The organism is Cryobacterium sandaracinum (assembly GCF_004403415.1).
Taxonomy (GTDB): Bacteria; Actinomycetota; Actinomycetes; order Actinomycetales; family Microbacteriaceae; genus Cryobacterium; species Cryobacterium sandaracinum.
Window position 1 is genome coordinate 144,913 of the sequence record NZ_SOGO01000035.1, and the last position, 16,664, is coordinate 161,576.

Below are 16,664 nucleotides of genomic sequence, written 5' to 3' on the forward strand. Positions count from 1 at the left end.
ATCCTTGGGGCACCGGCTCGGGCAATGTCGGTGGCCACTGGCAGAGTAGAACCATGGATTCCTGGTTCAGTCTTCTTCTCGGCCTTGTCGTCGGCGCCCTGCTCGGCACCCTGCTCACGGTGGTCCTCACGGCGCGTTCCGCCGAGCGCCGCAACGAAGGCTCGTCCGGCACCGATCCCCTCGTCATCGAGGCCCGGCACCAGGTGGCCTTGGCCGAGGTGTATGCCCGGGAGGCCGGCATCCAGTCCATCCTGCGCGAAGAGCTGGCCTCAGTCCAGGCCACCGCCGACGCCCTGCGCGGACAGGTCGTCGACGCGGGGCGGCAATACCGCGAACTGAGCGACCGCCAGCGCAACGACCAGGACGCGCGCACCGAGCAACAGAATCAGGAAAGCAAGGTGCTCCAGGCCCTCGCTCCGGTCAAGGAGAGCCTGCAGGACATGCAGCAGAAGGTCGCCGAGCTCGAGGCCCAGCGCAGCCTGCAACACGGCGAGCTCAGCCAGCAGCTGCGGTCGGCGACCGAGTCGGAGGAGCGCCTACGGAGCACCGCCGAGTCGCTCGCGTCGGCCCTGCGCGCCAACAACACGCGCGGGGTCTGGGGCGAAACCCAGCTGCGCAGCGTGGTCGAGGCCGCCGGCCTGATCGAGCGGGTCGACTTCGATGTGCAGTCGAGCATCACCTCCGACGCCGGCGCCGGCCGCCCCGACATGGTCGTGCACCTGCCCGGCGGCAAGAACATCGCCGTCGACGCGAAGGTGCCGTTCACGGCGTTCCTCGAAGCCAGCCAGATCCCGGTCACCGCCACCGGTGCCCTGGAAGCCCAGCGGGCCGTCTACATGAAAGCTCACGTCAAGGCCGTGCGCGACCACATCACCGCCCTCGGCAGCAAGGCCTACTGGCAGGGCTTGGAGGCCTCCCCGGAGATCGTGATCGCCTTCATCCCGAGCGAGTCCCTGGTCTCCTCGGCGCTGGAGGCCGACCCCTCGATCATGGAATTCGCGTTCTCGAAACGGGTGGCCCTCGCCTCCCCGGTGACCCTGTGGTCAGTGCTCAAGACGGTGGCCTTCACCTGGCAGCAGGACGTGCTCACGCATGACGCAAAAGTCTTGTTCGACCTCAGTCGGGAGCTATACGGCCGTTTGGCCACCACGGCCACGCACATCGAGAAACTGGGCCGGTCGATCGAGCGCACGGTGAAGGACTACAACGGCTTCGTCGGCTCGATGGAACGCCAGGTACTGCCCACCGCACGCAAGCTCAATGCCCTCGACGAGTCCAAGGTGCTGGCGCCGCTGGCGGGCATCGAGGACACACCGCGCGAACTGGCCGCCTGGGAGTTCGTGTCGGAGCTGGAGGCCGCGGTACTCGAAAGCGCCGCACTCGATGCCGCCGCACTCGATGCCGCCGCACTCGAGGCCGCCGCACTGACTGACTCCGAGAATCGCCGATAACGCCGAAAATCGCCGTCGGAGCAGCGATTTTCGGCCTTACAGGCAGCTAAAGCCGAGCGCCTAGAGCCACTTCGAGGCGAGGTGCTCGGCGATCACCCGACGCGTGGTGCCGGACTTCGAGCGCAGCACGATGCTCTCGGTGCGGATGATCGGGCCCTGGCGGCGCACGCCGTCGACGAGTCCGCCATCCGTCACGCCCGTGGCGACGAAGAAGGTGTTGTCGCCGCTGACCATGTCGTCCAGCTCGAGCAGCTTGTCGACGTCGAGGCCGGCCGCGACGGCACCCGCACGCTCGGCGTCGTCCTTCGGTGCCAGGCGTCCCTGCATGTAGCCGCCGATGGCCTTGAGCGCGCAGGCCGTGGTGATGCCTTCCGGGCTGCCACCCGTGCCGACGCACATGTCGATGCGCGTTTCCCAGCGGGCCGCGTTGATGCCGCCGGCGACGTCGCCGTCGCTCATCAGCCGCGTGCCCGCTCCGGCGCTGCGAATGGCGTCGATAAGTTCGGCGTGGCGGGGACGGTCGAGCACGGCGAGGACCATTTCGCCGACCGGCTTGCCCGTCGCCTTCGACAGCTCACGGATGTTGTCGCCGATCGGGGCGTCGAGGCTGACGACTCCGCGCCCGGCGGCGCCCGTGACGATCTTGTCCATGTAGAACACGGATGACGCGTCGAGCATGGTGCCGCGGGAGGAGACCGCGATCACGGAGAGGGCATTCTGGCGTCCGGCGGCGGTGAGGCTGGTGCCGTCGATCGGGTCGACCGCGATGTCGCAGGCGGGTCCGGTTCCGTTGCCGACGCGCTCACCGTTGAAGAGCATCGGGGCTTCGTCTTTCTCACCCTCACCGATGACGATGAGTCCGTCGAAGTTCACGGTGCCGAGGAAGACGCGCATGGCGTCGACGGCTGCCTTGTCTGCGGCATTCTTGTCGCCGCGGCCGATGAACGGGACCGCACGAATCGCTGCGGCCTCGGTGGCCCGCACCAATTCCATCGCAAGGTTGCGGTCGGGGTGCATGAAATTGGGGGCGACTTCGGGGCTGTTCACAGATGGTCCTTCCCGGACGAAGAGTGCGGCAGTGGCAAGACCCATCTTTGGGCCGGCACCGGTGTCGGTGCTGCCTCGTTCAGCCTAGCGCCCGCTCTTCGTCGCGGGGGCGTTCGCTCGCTGGCACGGCCGGAGACCCACCTCGGTAGGATGAGAAGACCGAAACGGTTCAATCGAGGAGACTCAACAATGCCCATCGCAACCCCAGACCAGTACGCCGAGATGCTCAACAAGGCCAAGACGAAGGGGTTCGCCTACCCGGCGTTCAACGTTTCGTCTTCTCAAAGCATTAATGCCGTTCTTCAGGGCCTGACCGAAGCCGGCTCTGACGGCATCATCCAGGTCACCACTGGTGGCGCAGATTACTTCGCCGGCCACACGGTCAAGAACCGCGCATCCGGTGCGGTCGCGATGGCGCGCTTCGTGCAGTCCGTCGCCGACAATTACCCCATTACCGTTGCGCTTCACACGGACCACTGCCCCAAGGGCGCGCTCGAGGACTTCGTCCTCCCGCTCATCTCCGCTTCCGAAGACGAGGTGAAGGCCGGCCGCAACCCGATCTTCCAGTCGCACATGTGGGACGGCTCCGCAATCCCGCTGGCAGAGAACCTGGACATCGCCAAGGACATTTTGAAGCGCACCCAGGCGATCAACACCATCCTCGAGGTCGAGATCGGCGCCGTCGGCGGCGAAGAAGACGGCGTCGAGGGCGACATCAACGAGAACCTGTACACGACACTCGACGACGCGCTCTCGATGATCGATTCCCTCGGCATGGGCGAGAACGGCCGCTACATGGCTGCCCTCACCTTCGGCAACGTGCACGGCGTGTACAAGCCCGGCAACGTCAAGCTGCGCCCGGAGCTCCTCAAGGAGATCCAGGACGGCGTCGCCGCCAAGCTGGGTACCGGCCCGAAGCCGCTCGACCTGGTCTTCCACGGTGGGTCAGGCTCGACCGACGCCGAGATCGCCGAGGCCGTCGCGAACGGTGTCGTCAAAATGAACATCGACACCGACACCCAGTACGCGTTCACCCGCGCGGTCGCCGGCTACATGCTGAGCAACTATGACAGCGTGCTCAAGGTTGACGGCGAAGTCGGCAACAAGAAGGTCTACGACCCGCGCGCCTGGGGCAAGGTTGCCGAGACGGGCATGGCCGCTCGCGTCGCCGACGCCACCCGCCAGCTCGGCTCCGCCGGCCACTCGAACAGCTAGCACCGGATGACGATGGCCGAGAATTCTTCGTCGACTCCTTCGGGAACCCCTCCGGAGGATTCCCGGCCCCGTCCCCAGTACGGTGAGCTTGCGCCCGAGGGTTGGAGCTGGGCTCCTAGCACGGATGAGCCCAGGCTCGCCACACCGCCGGCTCCGGGGCCGTCCGCGGCCCCCGAGCGGGCTGTGCGCCCGGCCGGAACCGCGCCGGCCTGGGACCGGCCGGTGACTCTGAGCCTGCTCGTCCTCGGGCTCCTGTCCACGTTCTTCGCGGTCAGCATGCTCACGATGATCACCGAGTCCATTCAGTTGCTCCATACCCAGCTGGATCTCGCCGCGTATGAGCCAGATCCCTCCGCGGCCGGGCTGGTCACGGCCGGGATCATCGGTGTGTCCCTGGTCTGGCTGGCCACGGCGGCAGGCGTGATCCTGTTGCTGGTCCGAGGCAAGCGCGCGTTCTACGTGCCGCTGATCGGTGTGGTCCTGTCCGCGTTCGTGTTCATCGCCTTCACCACCGCGGTTTTGGCCACCGACCCGACGCTTCTCAACGACCCGAACCTGATGGACGTCTACGGCCAGCTGTAGACGACGCCATTCTGCCGGGTCCGGCGTGCACGAAGGCCCCCGTCGGTCAGATCCTGGATCTGATCGACGGGGGCCTTCGTGGTGAACGCAGTTGGCCGGTTCCTAGCTGCTGACCCGTCCGCCGAGACCGCGGGCATCCGCGTTGCCGGCCAGGTCCTTGCGCAGTTCCTTCGGCAGCGAGAACAACAGGTCCTCCTCGGCCGTCTTGATCTCTTCGATGTCGCCGTAGCCGGCCTCGGCCAGATCGGCGAGCACCTCATGCACGAGTTCGTCGGGCACGGATGCCCCGCTGGTCACGCCCACGGTGACAACCCCGTCGAGCCACTCCTGCTGGATCTCGCTGGCGAAGTCCACGCGGTAGGCAGCCCGGGCACCGTACTCCAGCGCCACCTCGACCAGTCGCACCGAGTTGGACGAGTTCGCCGAGCCGACCACAATGACGAGGTCCGAATCACGGGCCACCTTCTTGATCGCCACCTGGCGATTCTGGGTGGCGTAGCAGATGTCGTCGCTGGGGGGATCCTGCAGATTTGGAAAACGGGCACGCAGGCGACGCACGGTTTCCATGGTCTCGTCCACGCTCAGCGTGGTCTGGGACAGCCAGACCACCTTGTCGGGGTCGCGCACCTCGATGGTGTCGGCGTCGTCAGGGCTCCCGACGAGCGTGGTGTGCTCGGGTGCCTCCCCCGCGGTTCCCTCGACCTCTTCGTGGCCTTCGTGGCCGATCAGCAGGATCTGGAAGTCGTCCCGGGCGAAGCGCACGGCCTCACGGTGCACCTTCGTGACCAGTGGGCAGGTGGCGTCGATTGCCAGCAGGCCGCGGTCCGCCGCCGCAGTGACGACGGCCGGTGACACGCCGTGGGCGCTGAAAACGATGTGGGAGCCGGTGGGCACCTCGTCTACTTCCTCGACGAAGATCGCCCCCTTCTTCTCCAGCTCGGAGACCACGTGGATGTTGTGCACGATCTGCTTGCGCACATACACGGGGGAGCCATACAGTTCGAGGGCCTTCTCGACGGCGATGACGGCACGGTCCACGCCGGCGCAGTAGCCTCGCGGGGCGGCCAGCAGCACCCGTTTGCGTCCGAGCACCGGGGTATCCTTGAGCCTGTTGCGTGCGCGGGGAATCCGTGGCATGCCAAGGCCGATCACAGGCGAATCCGTACTGATAGTCACCTCCTCATCTTATGGGGGCCGACTGTGCAGTCCGTGGGAGGAACGATTGATGACGGACGCACCACCCACCCTCGAGACCCCCTGGCCGGTCGGGCTGCTGGCCAACAAGATCCGCGGCTACATCGAGCGCCTCGGCACGGCCTGGGTCGAGGGCGAGATCACCCAGTGGGGCGCCAGCGGCGGCAACGTTTACGGCAAGCTCAAGGACCTCACCGAAGACGCCACGGTCGGCTTCACGATCTGGTCGTCGGTGCGCGCGAAGCTGACCAACGACTTCAAGCAGGGCGACCGGGTCATCGCCCTCGTCAAACCCAACTACTGGGTCAAGGGTGGCACTCTCACCATGCAGATGCTCGAGATGCGCCACGTGGGCCTCGGCGACATGCTGGAACGGCTCGAACGACTGCGCAATCGGCTGGCCAGCGAGGGTCTGTTCGACGCGTCCCGCAAGAAGCCGCTGCCCTTCCTCCCCCATTGCATCGGCCTGGTCACCGGCAAAGACTCCGACGCTGAGAAAGACGTCATCCGCAACGCCCAGCTGCGCTGGCCGGCCGTCACTTTCGACCTGGCCTACGCCGCCGTGCAGGGTGATCGCATGGTGTCCGAGGTGACCGCGGCCATCCAGCGGCTGGACGCCGACCCGGAGGTCGACGTGATCATCGTCGCCCGCGGCGGCGGCGACTTCCAGAACCTGCTCGGCTTCAGCGACGAGACGCTGATCCGGGCTGCGGCGGCCTGCACGACCCCGCTGGTCAGCGCGATCGGCCACGAGGCCGACCGGCCGCTGCTCGACGACGTGGCCGACCTTCGCGCGTCGACGCCGACGGATGCCGCCAAACGCGTCGTGCCGGACGTCTCCGACGAACTCAACCGGGTACAGCAGGCCCGGGCCCGCCTCAGCAACCGGCTGACCGGTATCCTCGCGCACGAGGTCGACCGGATCGGTCAGCTTCGCTCACGCCCGGTGTTGAGCACCCCCGAGTGGATCATCGATTCCCGATCCGAGGACCTCACCCGCTACGTCGCCCGCGGCGCCGAGCTAATCGACCGGGCGGTCGAGCGGGCCGGAGCGGTGATCGTCGACCTGCGTTCCCAGTTGCGCGCCCTCTCCCCCCAGGGCACCCTCGACCGCGGCTACTCGATCGTGCAGTTGCAGGGCGGCCAGGTGGTGCGCTCGCCCGGGCAGGCACCGTCGCAAACGAAACTCCTGATCACGCTCGCCGAGGGCGCTCTGGCGGCCACCGCGGACGTGGCAACCTCCGACCCGACACCGTCGAATGAGAAATTAGAATGGACACCATGACCTCGGCACCAGACGAAATCAACGCACTGAGCTACGAACAGGCCCGGGATGAACTCGTGCGCGTGGTGAACGCCCTCGAGCAGGGAGCCTCGTCGCTGGAGGAATCGCTCGCGCTGTGGGAACGAGGTGAGGCTCTCGCCCGCCGCTGCGAAGAGTGGCTGATCGGCGCGAAAGCCAGGCTGGATGCCGCCAGGGCAGGCCAAGTCGACTCCGCCGCGACAGCCGGATGAGCCCCGCCAAGCGCGCGCCCCGAATCGTCGCAGAGCTGGGTCGCCCGGAGACGCCGGATGAAACCCGCACCCGGCTGGCCGAGAACTCCCGCAAGTACCGCTCCCACAAGACCGTGAACAATCTGGTCCTGTCCCTGCTGGCCACACTGGGCACAGTCCTGGTGCTCGTGCTGCTGGTGCCGCGCAGCGACGCCCCGCAGAACCGCGACGTCGATTTCGCCGCCGTCGCCGCGCAGGTGCAACCCGGCCTCACCGATCCCCTGCTGGTTCCGGAGTTGCCGAGTGGGTGGACGGCCAACGCCGCGCAGTGGCGCCTGGGCGGAAGCGACAAGATCCCGTCCTGGTACATCGGTCTGATCACGGCCAAGACCGAGTTCATCGGCCTCACCCAAGCGCTCGGCGCCAACCCGAGCTGGCTCGCCGACGAGCTGCAGGATGCTCCGGTCGCCGGCACCGTCATGATCGCCGGAGTCACCTGGGACGTCTACCGCAACACCGCACCGGAAGATGACCGCGGCAATTTCGAATCCGCTCTGGTGACCACGGCCGGCGACAGTACCTACCTCCTCGTCGGCACCGCCGATGACGAGGAACTCGCCGTCCTGGCCGCAGTGCTGGCCGAACAGATCAGTTCCAACAGCACCGAGGGACAGTAATGGGCGAGGCAGCAACACCGGCAGACGTCTGGACCGACCTGCAGCGCGGAAACGACCGCTTCGTGAGCGGCGAGCCGCGGCATCCGCGGCAGGATGTGGACCGCCGAGCCGAACTCGCCTTCGTACAGACCCCCGACGCGGCCCTGTTCGGCTGCAGCGACTCGCGGCTGGCCGCCGAGATCATCTTCGACAAGGGCCTCGGCGACCTCTTCGTCGTGCGCAATGCCGGTCAGGTCATCTCCGATTCGGTGCTCGGCTCACTCGAATACGCGGTCGCCGTGCTCCGTGTGCCGCTCATCCTGGTGCTCGGCCACGACGGCTGCGGGGCCGTGCGCGCCGCCATCGATTCCCAGGCCGCCGACGCGCAACCTCTGCCCGCGCACATCAGCCGGATCATCGAGAAGATCGTGCCGGCCGTCCGCCGGGTGGCGGAGTCCAAGGATGCGACGTCGATCGATCCCGAGCTGGTCGACGCCCTCGCCGTCGGCCGCGAACACCTTCGCGACACGGTGTCCGAACTGCTCGAGCGCTCTGAGATGATCAGGGCGGCCGTGGCAGAAGGTACATTGGCTATCGTCGGGGCGAACTACCGGCTGCTCGAAGGCCGTGCCGTGCCCGACATCGTTGTCGGCGTGGTTTAGCCGAGCAGCCCGCACGCGGCGAGCCGCCCAGGCCGTCGCCGCGCGTTCCCGTACCGAAGAGATTCCCAACCGAAAGGTAATACACACCGTGGTGGACAAGACCGCTGAAGCCGAGTACCGGATCGAACACGACACGATGGGCGAGGTCCGGGTTCCGGTCGCCGCCCTCTACGGGGCGCAGACGCAGCGGGCCGTCGAGAATTTCCCGATCTCCGGCTCGGTACTGGAGCCCGCCCAGATCGCCGCCCTGGCACGCATCAAAAAGTCCGCCGCCCTGGCGAACGCGAAACTAGGGGTACTAGACGTCGACATCGCCAACGCGATCGCCACCGCCGCCGACGAGGTCTCCACCGGTCGCTACGACTCCGAGTTCCCGATCGACGTCTACCAAACCGGCAGCGGCACCTCCTCGAACATGAACATGAACGAGGTCCTCGCGACCCTGGCGACCCGCAGCCTCGGGCGCCCGGTGCACCCGAACGACCACGTGAACGCGTCTCAGTCCTCCAACGACGTGTTCCCGACATCCGTGCACCTCGCCGTGACGAGCGCGCTCATCGACGAGCTCGTCCCCGCACTCGACCACCTGGCTGTGGCCTTAGAAGCCAAGGCCGAGCTGTGGGCCGGCGCGGTCAAGGCCGGCCGCACCCACCTGATGGATGCCACCCCGGTCACCCTCGGCCAGGAGTTCGGCGGATACGCGCGGCAGATGCGCCTCGGCATCGAGCGCGTGCGCACCGCGCTTCCCCGCGTCGCGGAGGTCCCCCTCGGCGGCACTGCGGTCGGAACCGGCATCAACACGCCCGCAGGGTTCCCGCAGCTCGTGATCGAGCTGCTCGTCGAGGAGACCGAACTGCCGGTCACCGAGGCACGCGACCACTTCGAGGCGCAGGCCAACCGGGACGGCCTGGTGGACGCATCCGGCGCCCTTCGCACCATCGCGGTGAGCCTCACCAAGATCTGCAATGACCTGCGCTGGATGGGCTCGGGACCCAACACGGGCTTCGGAGAGCTGAACATCCCCGACCTGCAGCCGGGCTCCTCGATCATGCCGGGCAAGGTGAACCCGGTGATCCCCGAGGCCGTGCTGATGGTCTGCTCCCGCGTGATCGGCAACGACGCCACCATCGCCTGGTCGGGCGCGTCGGGCTCGTTCGAGCTCAACGTCGCGATCCCGGTGATGGGCACCGCCCTGCTCGAGTCGATCCGCCTGCTCTCGAACGCGGCCCGCGTGCTCGCAGACAAGACCGTCGACGGCCTCACAGCGAATGTCGAGCGCGCGCGCGCGCTGGCCGAGTCCTCCCCCGCCATCGTCACTCCTCTAAACCGGGTCATCGGCTACGAGGCCGCGGCCAGGGTGGCAAAGTACTCGGTGGCCGAAGGGATGACCGTGCGCGATTCCGTCATCGCGCTCGGTTTCGTTGAGCGCGGCGAGGTCACCCTCGAACTGCTCGACACCGCCCTCGACGTGCTGAGCATGACCCGCCCGCCTCAGGCGAAGTAGCCCCGCGCTTTCTCACTTGCGCAGCTCCTTGTCCGTTCAGCGCTCACCAATTCGACGGAGATTTTGCTCCCAGTTGCCTGTTTTCGTACCGAAAGCGGCTTCTGGGGCAAAATCTCCGTCGAATTCGTCAGGGCGCTAGCGCACCTCGTTGCCCTCGAGCATCTCGGTCACGAGGGCGGCGATCGCGCTCCGCTCCGAGCGGGTGAGCGTCATGTGGGCGAAGAGCGGATGTCCCTTGAGCGTCTCGATCACCGACGCCACCCCGTCGAAGCGGCCGACCCGCAGGTTGTCCCGCTGCGCCACATCGTGGGTGAGGACCACCCGCGAGTTCTGCCCGATCCGGCTGAGCACCGTGAGTAGCACGTTGCGTTCGAGCGACTGAGCCTCATCGACGATCACGAAAGCGTCGTGCAGGGACCGGCCGCGGATGTGCGTCAGCGGCAGGACTTCGAGGATGCCGCGCTCGATGACCTCCTCCAGCACGTTCTCGGAGACGATGGCCCCGAGTGTGTCGAAGACCGCCTGGGCCCACGGGCTCATCTTCTCGGCGGCGTCGCCGGGCAGGTACCCCAGCTCCTGGCCGCCGACCGCGTAGAGCGGTCGGAAGACCATGATCTTGCGGTGCTGCTGGCGTTCCAGCACGGCCTCGAGCCCGGCGCAGAGGGCGAGCGCCGACTTCCCCGTGCCGGCCCGACCTCCCAGTGACAGGATACCGATCTCCGGGTCGAGCAGCAGGTCGATGGCGAGCCGCTGCTCCGCCGAGCGTCCCTTCAGCCCGAAGACGTCCCGGTCGCCGCGCACGAGCTTCATCGCGCCGTTGCCGGTCACCCGGCCGAGCGCCGAACCGCGGTCGGAGTGGATGACCAGGCCCGTGTTCACGGGCATGTCCTGCACGAGACGGGTGTGCACGACCTCCTTGTCGTAGAGCTCGTCGATCAGGTTCGAGCCCAGGGTGATCTCGTCGATGCCGGTCCAGCCGGAATCCACGGCAAGTTCATGACGGTACTCTTCTGCGGTGAGGCCGAGCGAGGCCGCCTTGACCCGCAGGGGCAGGTCCTTGGAGACGACGGTCACATTCAAGCCGTCGTGGGCGAGATTCAGGGCCACGGCCAGGATGCGGGAGTCGTTGTCACCGAGTTGCAGTCCGGACGGAAGCACCGACATGTTCGAGTGGTTGAGCTCCACGCGGAGGCTGCCGCCGTCACCGACCGGGATCGGGAAGTCCAACCGTTCGTGCTTCACCCGCAGTTCGTCAAGGAACCGCAGTGACTGGCGAGCGAAGTAGCCGATCTCCGGGTCGTTGCGTTTGGCCTCGAGCTCCGCAATCACCACGACGGGGAGCACGACGGCGTGCTCCGCGAAACGGAAGATCGCTTTGGGATCGGAGAGCAGAACCGAGGTGTCAAGAACGTACGTGCATTCGGTCTGCCCCGTCGCCGACGCACTCTGGTTAGAACCCTTGTTATCGATCTGATTAGCGGTCACAACCACTCCCACCCCGTGCCCCGTGAGGCACAGATTGTGTTGGCGAGCGGCCACAGGGTTCTCGAGCCGTACTTATGTGGCCGTCTCGATCAGGCGCCATACCTGATAAGCATGACGCTACTTACCCGCACGCTCCAGGGGAAGAGCGACACGCCCATTCGAAACAATGTTCACCGAGCCGTCGTCAGTAGGTCACGGCGGTCGCATACGAGGTGAACGCCCCGCGCAGCATGTCGACCGTGTCCGGGCTGAGCGCAGCATGGGTGCTCAGCCGCACGGTCCCGCTGCGGGTCGTCGCCGTCACCCCGTGGTTGTGCAGCGCGATGCTCAGCAGCGTGAGCTGGCTCGCCGGTGGCTCGAGCACCAGGATGCCGGCCCGCTCCCGGTCGTCTCGGGAGGAAACCACGGGCACAGCGAACTCGTCCGCCAGATCGATCAGAAGCGACACGTTCACGGCGATCGCATCTTCAATGGCACGGATACCGACCTCGGCCACCTCCTCGAGGGCGGCCGCGAACCGGGCCTGGGCGATGGCGTCGCCATTGCTCACCCGGAACGCGTTTGCGCTGCGGCTCGGCGGCAACACTTCGTCCCACGGCTCGGGGACGTCGGTGCCGGCGAAACCGGAGAACACGGGGACCAGGCGTTCCACCGCACGGTCGCTGAGAGCCAGGAACCCGGTGCCCCAGCCGGCCCTGGACCATTTCTGCCCGCCCGACGCGACGACGTCTGCCACCTCGTAGGGGACATCCACTGCGCCGAAACCCTGGATGGCGTCGACGATGAGCAAACGGTCGCCGATGACCTGACGGATGCCCTCGAGGTCCACGCGATGGCCGGTGCGGGAATCGACGAGGCAGACCGCCACTGCGGCAGTGGCCGGGGTGAGCTGCTCCCGGATCTGACCAGGGGTGACGCGGCCGTGGTCGGTCGCCAGCCAGAGCGGGGTGACTACCTGCAGCGCTTCCGCGGCGCGCACGGCCGCGAACGGGACCGTGGGAAAGTCGCCCGACGACAGCAGCACCGCCCCCGTCAGGCCGAACATGGCCTGCATCACGCCGGTGGTGGTGTTGGGCTCGGAAACGACCTGGTCGGCGCGGAATCCGGTCGCTCGGGCCACGGCGGTGCGCAGCCGCTCGTCCTGGGCTTGGAAGTGGTCCAGGCTGCCGAACCGGGCCCGCGAGAGCACCTCGGTCTGGCCGAGGGTTTCGGCGACCACACCCGCCGACAGCGGGCCGATCCGGGCATAGTCGAGGTAACCGGGTTCCGCGATGAACCCGTCAAGGAACCGTTCGAGAGCCGTCATGAGGTGCCCCTACCCTCCGAAGCGGCGCTGGCGCCGAGCAAAATCGCGCAGGGCGCGCAGAAAATCGACCTGGCGGAGGTCAGGCCCGAGCGCCTCCACGAAGTAAAACTCGCTGTGTGCGCTCTGCCAGAGCATGAAATCGCTGATGCGCTGCTCCCCCGACGTGCGGATGACCAGGTCCGGATCGGGCTGGCCGCCCGTGTACAGGTGCGCGCCGATCAGATCCGGGGTCAGCGTCTCCGCAAGGTCCTCGAGCACGCCGCCGCTGGCAAGGTGTGCTCCCACGATGCTGCGCATGGCGTCGGTGATCTCGGTGCGCCCGCCGTAGCCGACGGCAAGGTTGACGTGCAGCCCCTTCTTGCGGGCCGTGCGCGCTTCCGCGGCGTTCAGTGCGGCCACCAGCGGCTCGGGCAGTCCGGTCTTCGAGCCGACCTGCTGCACCCGCCAGTCGCGGTACCGGGACAACTCCTCCGCGAGCTTGGCGATGATCTTCGTGAGCTCCGCGAGTTCTTCGCTGGGCCGGTTGGTGAGGTTGTCGGACGACAACAGGTAGAGCGTGACGACGGAGATGCCGAGGTCGTCACACCACTTGAGAAACTCCCGCATCTTGGCGGCACCGGCCCGATGCCCGTGGGCGGCGGAGTCGAACCCGAGCTGTTTGGCCCAGCGCCGGTTGCCGTCGATGATCATGGCGACGTGGTTTGGAAGCACATCCGGCGTCAGCCCGCGACGAAGCCGACGCTGATAAACCCCGTAGAGAATGCCGCGCGCCCAAGGAACTTCCCGTTTCTGCACACAGTTACGCTAGCCCACTCGGGAGCGTCGCGTACCGCGCGCGGCATGCACACTGTCCTATTCTTGCAGCATGGCCTCAGCGGATGACATCCCCAACCTGCCGTTGTTCGAGGACGACCTGCCCCCGCAGGTGGACGTCAAGCCCACCTGGCGAGGATGGATCCACGCCGGCACGTTCCCGGTCACGATCGTGGCCGGGATCGTGCTGCTCCTGTCGGCCGAGGGCAGCGCGGCCCGGTTGAGTTCGCTCGTGTTCGTGCTCAGCTCGATGCTGCTGTTCGGCAATTCGGCGCTGTACCACCGGTTCGACTGGAGTCCGCGCACGAAGGTCATCCTCAAACGGATCGACCACGCCAACATCTTCCTGCTGATCGCGGGCTCTTACACGCCCATCGCCGTGCTGGCCCTGCCGCCCGCCAAGTCCACGCTGCTTCTGTCGCTGGTCTGGGGCGGCGCCATCCTCGGAATCGCATTCCGGGTGTTCTGGATCCACGCCCCACGCTGGCTCTACGTTCCGCTGTACCTGGCACTCGGCTGGGGAGCGCTGATGTTCATCGTGGAATTCTTCCAGGCCAACGCAGCGATGATGACACTGATCATGGTCGGCGGGCTCTGCTACTCGGTCGGCGCCGTCATCTACGGCATGAAGCGGCCGAACCCGCTGCCGGGCGTATTCGGCTTCCACGAGATCTTCCATACCCTGACCGTGGTGGCCTTCCTCTGCCACTGGGCGGCGATCATGATCATCGCGACGAACCCGATCCAACCGTAGTTCGCTAGTCCTTGTCGGCGATTCCGGCCTCTGCGGTCTTCTGTGCGGCCATCTCCGCCTGCAGACGTTCCTGAATCTCGGCGCGGTAGGTGTTGCGGCGCACTCGGCGGGCCATGTCCATCGCCAGCAGCACCGCTCCCACGGCGACCAGAGCAATCGCCACAAAGCCTTCCGGGCCCGGCGTCACCGTGTTCGGGTCGAACTCCGGCGGTGGGGTGGCGGCCAAGACGATGCTCACGAGGGGAGCCAGGATTAGGCCGCTCACGAGTCGTCCCGGATTCCGGTAAAGAGGTCGGATTCAGGTATCACGGTGTCCACTTTCGATTCGACGAGCTGGAAGTCTTCATAGGGCCACGCTTCGCGGATGAGGTCGTTCGGCCAGAAGAAGAAACTGCTGGTGGGAGCAACCTGACTCGCGTGGGCTCGAAGCGCCGCGTCCCGCACCTCGAGGAAGTCACCGACGGGCACATGGGTCGTGGCCAGCTTCGGGTAGTCTTTCATCCATTCCCTGGCCGCTCCGAGCGGCTCCAGCAGGGGCGAGTCCGGCTCCGTGACGCTCAGTTCCAGGAACATGGCGTCGACGCGTTCAAGGTTGAAAATCCGATCGTAATAGAGCTTCTCGACCTGCCAGGGCTCACCGGCATCCGGGTACCGGGTCGGGTCGGCGGCCGCACGGTAGGCCTCCATCGACACGTCGTGGCAGCGGATGTGGTCGGGATGCGGGTAGCCGCCCTTCTCGTCGTAGGTCACCAGGACCTGCGGCCGAAATTCGCGGATCAGCCGGACGACCGGTTCGGCGGAGATCGCCACCGGGATGTCCGCGAACGAGTTCGGGGGCACCGAACCGTCTTCGTTCATGCCGGAGTCCTCGTAGCCGAGCCAGCGGTGCTGCACGCCGAGGGCCCGCTGGGCCTCGGCCATTTCCAGACGGCGCAGTCCCGGCAGGTCGCGCTCGGCCAGCGGATGGCCGAGCAGAGCCTCATTCAGGATGCTCCCCCGCTCGCCGCCCGTGCAGCTCAGGATCATCACTTCGGCGCCGAGACCCCGGTAGTGGGCATAGGTCGCAGCGCCCTTGCTCGACTCGTCGTCGGGATGGGCGTGCACAGCCAAGAGTCGCAGCGCCATGAAACTCCTCAGAAATGCCAGATAACCTTGATACCAAGACTAATCGTTGATCCGTGAGTATGGAGTCTGAGTGGCCCTGAGCAGCAACCTCGACACCCGGTACGGGCGCGCCCCGAACCGGGGCACGAGAGACCGCCGCGTTCTGTTCGTCTCAGCCGGCTCCCTCGCGGCAATCCTCCTGGGCTTCGTGGTCTGGGTGGGACTGGGGGCGTCGCAGCCTTTGATCGAGACCCGGGACATCCGTCACAGCATCATCGACGAGAACACTGTGAGCGTCACGTTCGAGGCGTCCATCCCGGTCGGCCGCACCGCCAGCTGCGCGGTTCAGGCGCTCAACGAGAGTTTCACGGTGGTTGGCTGGAAAGTCGTCAACCTGCCCGCGAGCATCGTGTATTCGCGGTCGACGACGACGGATGTGCGCACCACCGAGCAGAGCAACACCGGATTGATTTACCGCTGCTGGCTGACCTAGACTGATGACTTCGCCCTGACGTGATCGTCGGGGCGTCCGTTGTATATCTGCGGGTTCACCCGCACGGGCATCGAACGAGCACGAACAAGCATGAGGAGATTCCACCCATGACTACCGAAACCACGGTCACCTGGCTGACGCAGGAGGCCCACGACCGCCTCGCCGCGGAGCTGAACACGCTCAGCACCGTCGGGCGCGTCGAGATCGCGAAGAAGATCGAATCGGCTCGCGAGGAGGGCGACCTCAAGGAGAACTCGGGCTACCACGCGGCCAAGGATGAGCAGGGGAAGATGGAGGCCCGCATCCGCACCCTCGTTCTACTGCTGCGCAACGCCGAGGTCGGCCATGCGCCGAAAAGCCGGGGGGTCGTCGAGCCGGGAACCGTGATCACGGCCACGATCGCCGGCGATGAGACCCGCTTCCTGATCGGCAGCCGCGAGATCGCCGGGGACAGCGACCTCGACGTCTTCAGCGAGCAGAGCCCGCTCGGCACCGCGATCATCGGCCTCGCCGTCGGAGCGACAACGTCGTACGTGACGCCCACCGGCAAGGAAATCGCCGTCGAGATCTTCCTCGTGGAGACCTGGACCGGCAACTAGCCGCACCGGTCCCCCGCTCGCGCCGCGCCCCGTTTGGCTCCCGTCGTCGAACCGATTCGACGGAGATTTTGGCTCTCCTGCTGCTTCTGTGGGTTAAACCCGGCCGGGGAGTGCGGGTTTGTGGCCGCCGAGGCTGAGCATGGCGAGGGCGATGAGGGCGTCGGGTGATTTGAAGCCGAACGCGATGCGGGTAATGAGTCGGATCTTGGTATTGACGGATTCGATGCGGCCGTTGGAGAGGCCGTGCTCGATCGATGCAAGGATCGCGGCCCGGTGCTTGACGATGGAGCGTTGGAGTTTCACGA

At 66.6% G+C, this 16,664-nt stretch carries 19 protein-coding genes; 11 read left to right on the forward strand and 8 right to left on the reverse strand.

Going from position 1 to position 16,664, the window contains the following annotated elements:
• The first annotated feature begins 53 nt into the window (after positions 1-53).
• Complete coding sequence (locus E3T25_RS13215; protein WP_134374730.1) at positions 54-1,451, forward strand: DNA recombination protein RmuC; 1,398 nt, start codon at positions 54-56, stop codon at positions 1,449-1,451.
• A gap of 60 nt (positions 1,452-1,511) precedes the next feature.
• Here E3T25_RS13215 and glpX read toward each other — a convergent pair whose 3' ends face one another.
• On the reverse strand, positions 1,512-2,468 hold the full coding sequence (glpX, locus tag E3T25_RS13220) for a class II fructose-bisphosphatase (protein ID WP_233191397.1): 957 nt from the start codon (positions 2,466-2,468) through the stop codon (positions 1,512-1,514).
• A 219-nt stretch (positions 2,469-2,687) separates the two neighbouring features.
• Here glpX and fbaA point away from each other — a divergent pair, with 219 nt between their 5' ends.
• Positions 2,688-3,713: a class II fructose-bisphosphate aldolase gene (fbaA, locus tag E3T25_RS13225; protein ID WP_134374732.1), complete on the forward strand. Its 1,026-nt coding sequence runs from the start codon at positions 2,688-2,690 to the stop codon at positions 3,711-3,713.
• Positions 3,714-3,725: 12 nt separating this feature from the next.
• Positions 3,726-4,295: a DUF6264 family protein gene (locus tag E3T25_RS17545; protein WP_241980871.1), complete on the forward strand. Its 570-nt coding sequence runs from the start codon at positions 3,726-3,728 to the stop codon at positions 4,293-4,295.
• Positions 4,296-4,397: 102 nt separating this feature from the next.
• On the opposite strand, the gene E3T25_RS13235 is transcribed toward E3T25_RS17545, so the two are convergent.
• Positions 4,398-5,432, reverse strand: a complete 1,035-nt coding sequence (locus E3T25_RS13235) for a 4-hydroxy-3-methylbut-2-enyl diphosphate reductase (protein WP_104170888.1) — start codon at positions 5,430-5,432, stop codon at positions 4,398-4,400.
• Between the two features lie 88 nt (positions 5,433-5,520).
• Here E3T25_RS13235 and xseA point away from each other — a divergent pair, with 88 nt between their 5' ends.
• From xseA to E3T25_RS13260, 5 genes are all read left to right on the forward strand, one after another.
• Positions 5,521-6,774 (forward strand): exodeoxyribonuclease VII large subunit, encoded by a 1,254-nt coding sequence (gene xseA / locus E3T25_RS13240; RefSeq protein ID WP_104100859.1) that lies wholly within the window; start codon positions 5,521-5,523, stop codon positions 6,772-6,774.
• On the forward strand, positions 6,771-7,004 hold the full coding sequence (locus E3T25_RS13245; protein ID WP_347232351.1) for an exodeoxyribonuclease VII small subunit: 234 nt from the start codon (positions 6,771-6,773) through the stop codon (positions 7,002-7,004). The genes xseA and E3T25_RS13245 overlap by 4 nt, the downstream gene beginning before the upstream one ends.
• Positions 7,001-7,660, forward strand: coding sequence for a DUF4245 domain-containing protein (locus tag E3T25_RS13250; protein WP_104100857.1), 660 nt, complete (start codon positions 7,001-7,003; stop codon positions 7,658-7,660). Before E3T25_RS13245 ends, E3T25_RS13250 begins: the two co-directional genes overlap by 4 nt.
• Positions 7,660-8,301, forward strand: coding sequence for a carbonic anhydrase (locus E3T25_RS13255; protein WP_104100856.1), 642 nt, complete (start codon positions 7,660-7,662; stop codon positions 8,299-8,301). Before E3T25_RS13250 ends, E3T25_RS13255 begins: the two co-directional genes overlap by 1 nt.
• An 88-nt stretch (positions 8,302-8,389) precedes the next feature.
• Positions 8,390-9,805, forward strand: a complete 1,416-nt coding sequence (locus E3T25_RS13260; protein ID WP_134374736.1) for a class II fumarate hydratase — start codon at positions 8,390-8,392, stop codon at positions 9,803-9,805.
• A 135-nt stretch (positions 9,806-9,940) separates the two neighbouring features.
• Here E3T25_RS13260 and E3T25_RS13265 read toward each other — a convergent pair whose 3' ends face one another.
• From E3T25_RS13265 to E3T25_RS13275, 3 genes are all read right to left on the reverse strand, one after another.
• Positions 9,941-11,275, reverse strand: coding sequence for a PhoH family protein (locus E3T25_RS13265; RefSeq protein ID WP_233191395.1), 1,335 nt, complete (start codon positions 11,273-11,275; stop codon positions 9,941-9,943).
• Positions 11,276-11,474: 199 nt separating this feature from the next.
• On the reverse strand, positions 11,475-12,596 hold the full coding sequence (locus E3T25_RS13270; RefSeq protein WP_104100853.1) for an aminotransferase class V-fold PLP-dependent enzyme: 1,122 nt from the start codon (positions 12,594-12,596) through the stop codon (positions 11,475-11,477).
• Positions 12,597-12,605: 9 nt separating this feature from the next.
• Positions 12,606-13,391, reverse strand: a complete 786-nt coding sequence (locus E3T25_RS13275; RefSeq protein WP_104100852.1) for an isoprenyl transferase — start codon at positions 13,389-13,391, stop codon at positions 12,606-12,608.
• Between the two features lie 70 nt (positions 13,392-13,461).
• Here E3T25_RS13275 and trhA point away from each other — a divergent pair, with 70 nt between their 5' ends.
• Positions 13,462-14,163: a PAQR family membrane homeostasis protein TrhA gene (gene trhA / locus E3T25_RS13280; RefSeq protein ID WP_134374738.1), complete on the forward strand. Its 702-nt coding sequence runs from the start codon at positions 13,462-13,464 to the stop codon at positions 14,161-14,163.
• Positions 14,164-14,167: 4 nt separating this feature from the next.
• Here the strand turns inward: trhA and E3T25_RS13285 are convergent, their stop codons facing one another.
• Positions 14,168-14,428, reverse strand: a complete 261-nt coding sequence (locus E3T25_RS13285) for a hypothetical protein (RefSeq protein WP_241980873.1) — start codon at positions 14,426-14,428, stop codon at positions 14,168-14,170.
• Positions 14,425-15,288: a mycothiol conjugate amidase Mca gene (mca, locus tag E3T25_RS13290; protein WP_174843947.1), complete on the reverse strand. Its 864-nt coding sequence runs from the start codon at positions 15,286-15,288 to the stop codon at positions 14,425-14,427. Before mca ends, E3T25_RS13285 begins: the two co-directional genes overlap by 4 nt.
• A gap of 70 nt (positions 15,289-15,358) precedes the next feature.
• Here mca and E3T25_RS13295 point away from each other — a divergent pair, with 70 nt between their 5' ends.
• Positions 15,359-15,760 (forward strand): DUF4307 domain-containing protein, encoded by a 402-nt coding sequence (locus E3T25_RS13295; RefSeq protein WP_134342317.1) that lies wholly within the window; start codon positions 15,359-15,361, stop codon positions 15,758-15,760.
• Positions 15,761-15,867: 107 nt separating this feature from the next.
• Complete coding sequence (gene greA, locus E3T25_RS13300; protein ID WP_134374740.1) at positions 15,868-16,359, forward strand: transcription elongation factor GreA; 492 nt, start codon at positions 15,868-15,870, stop codon at positions 16,357-16,359.
• A gap of 93 nt (positions 16,360-16,452) precedes the next feature.
• Here greA and E3T25_RS13305 read toward each other — a convergent pair.
• A partial coding sequence (locus E3T25_RS13305; RefSeq protein WP_166786014.1) for a transposase occupies positions 16,453-16,664 on the reverse strand: 212 nt, incomplete at its 5' end.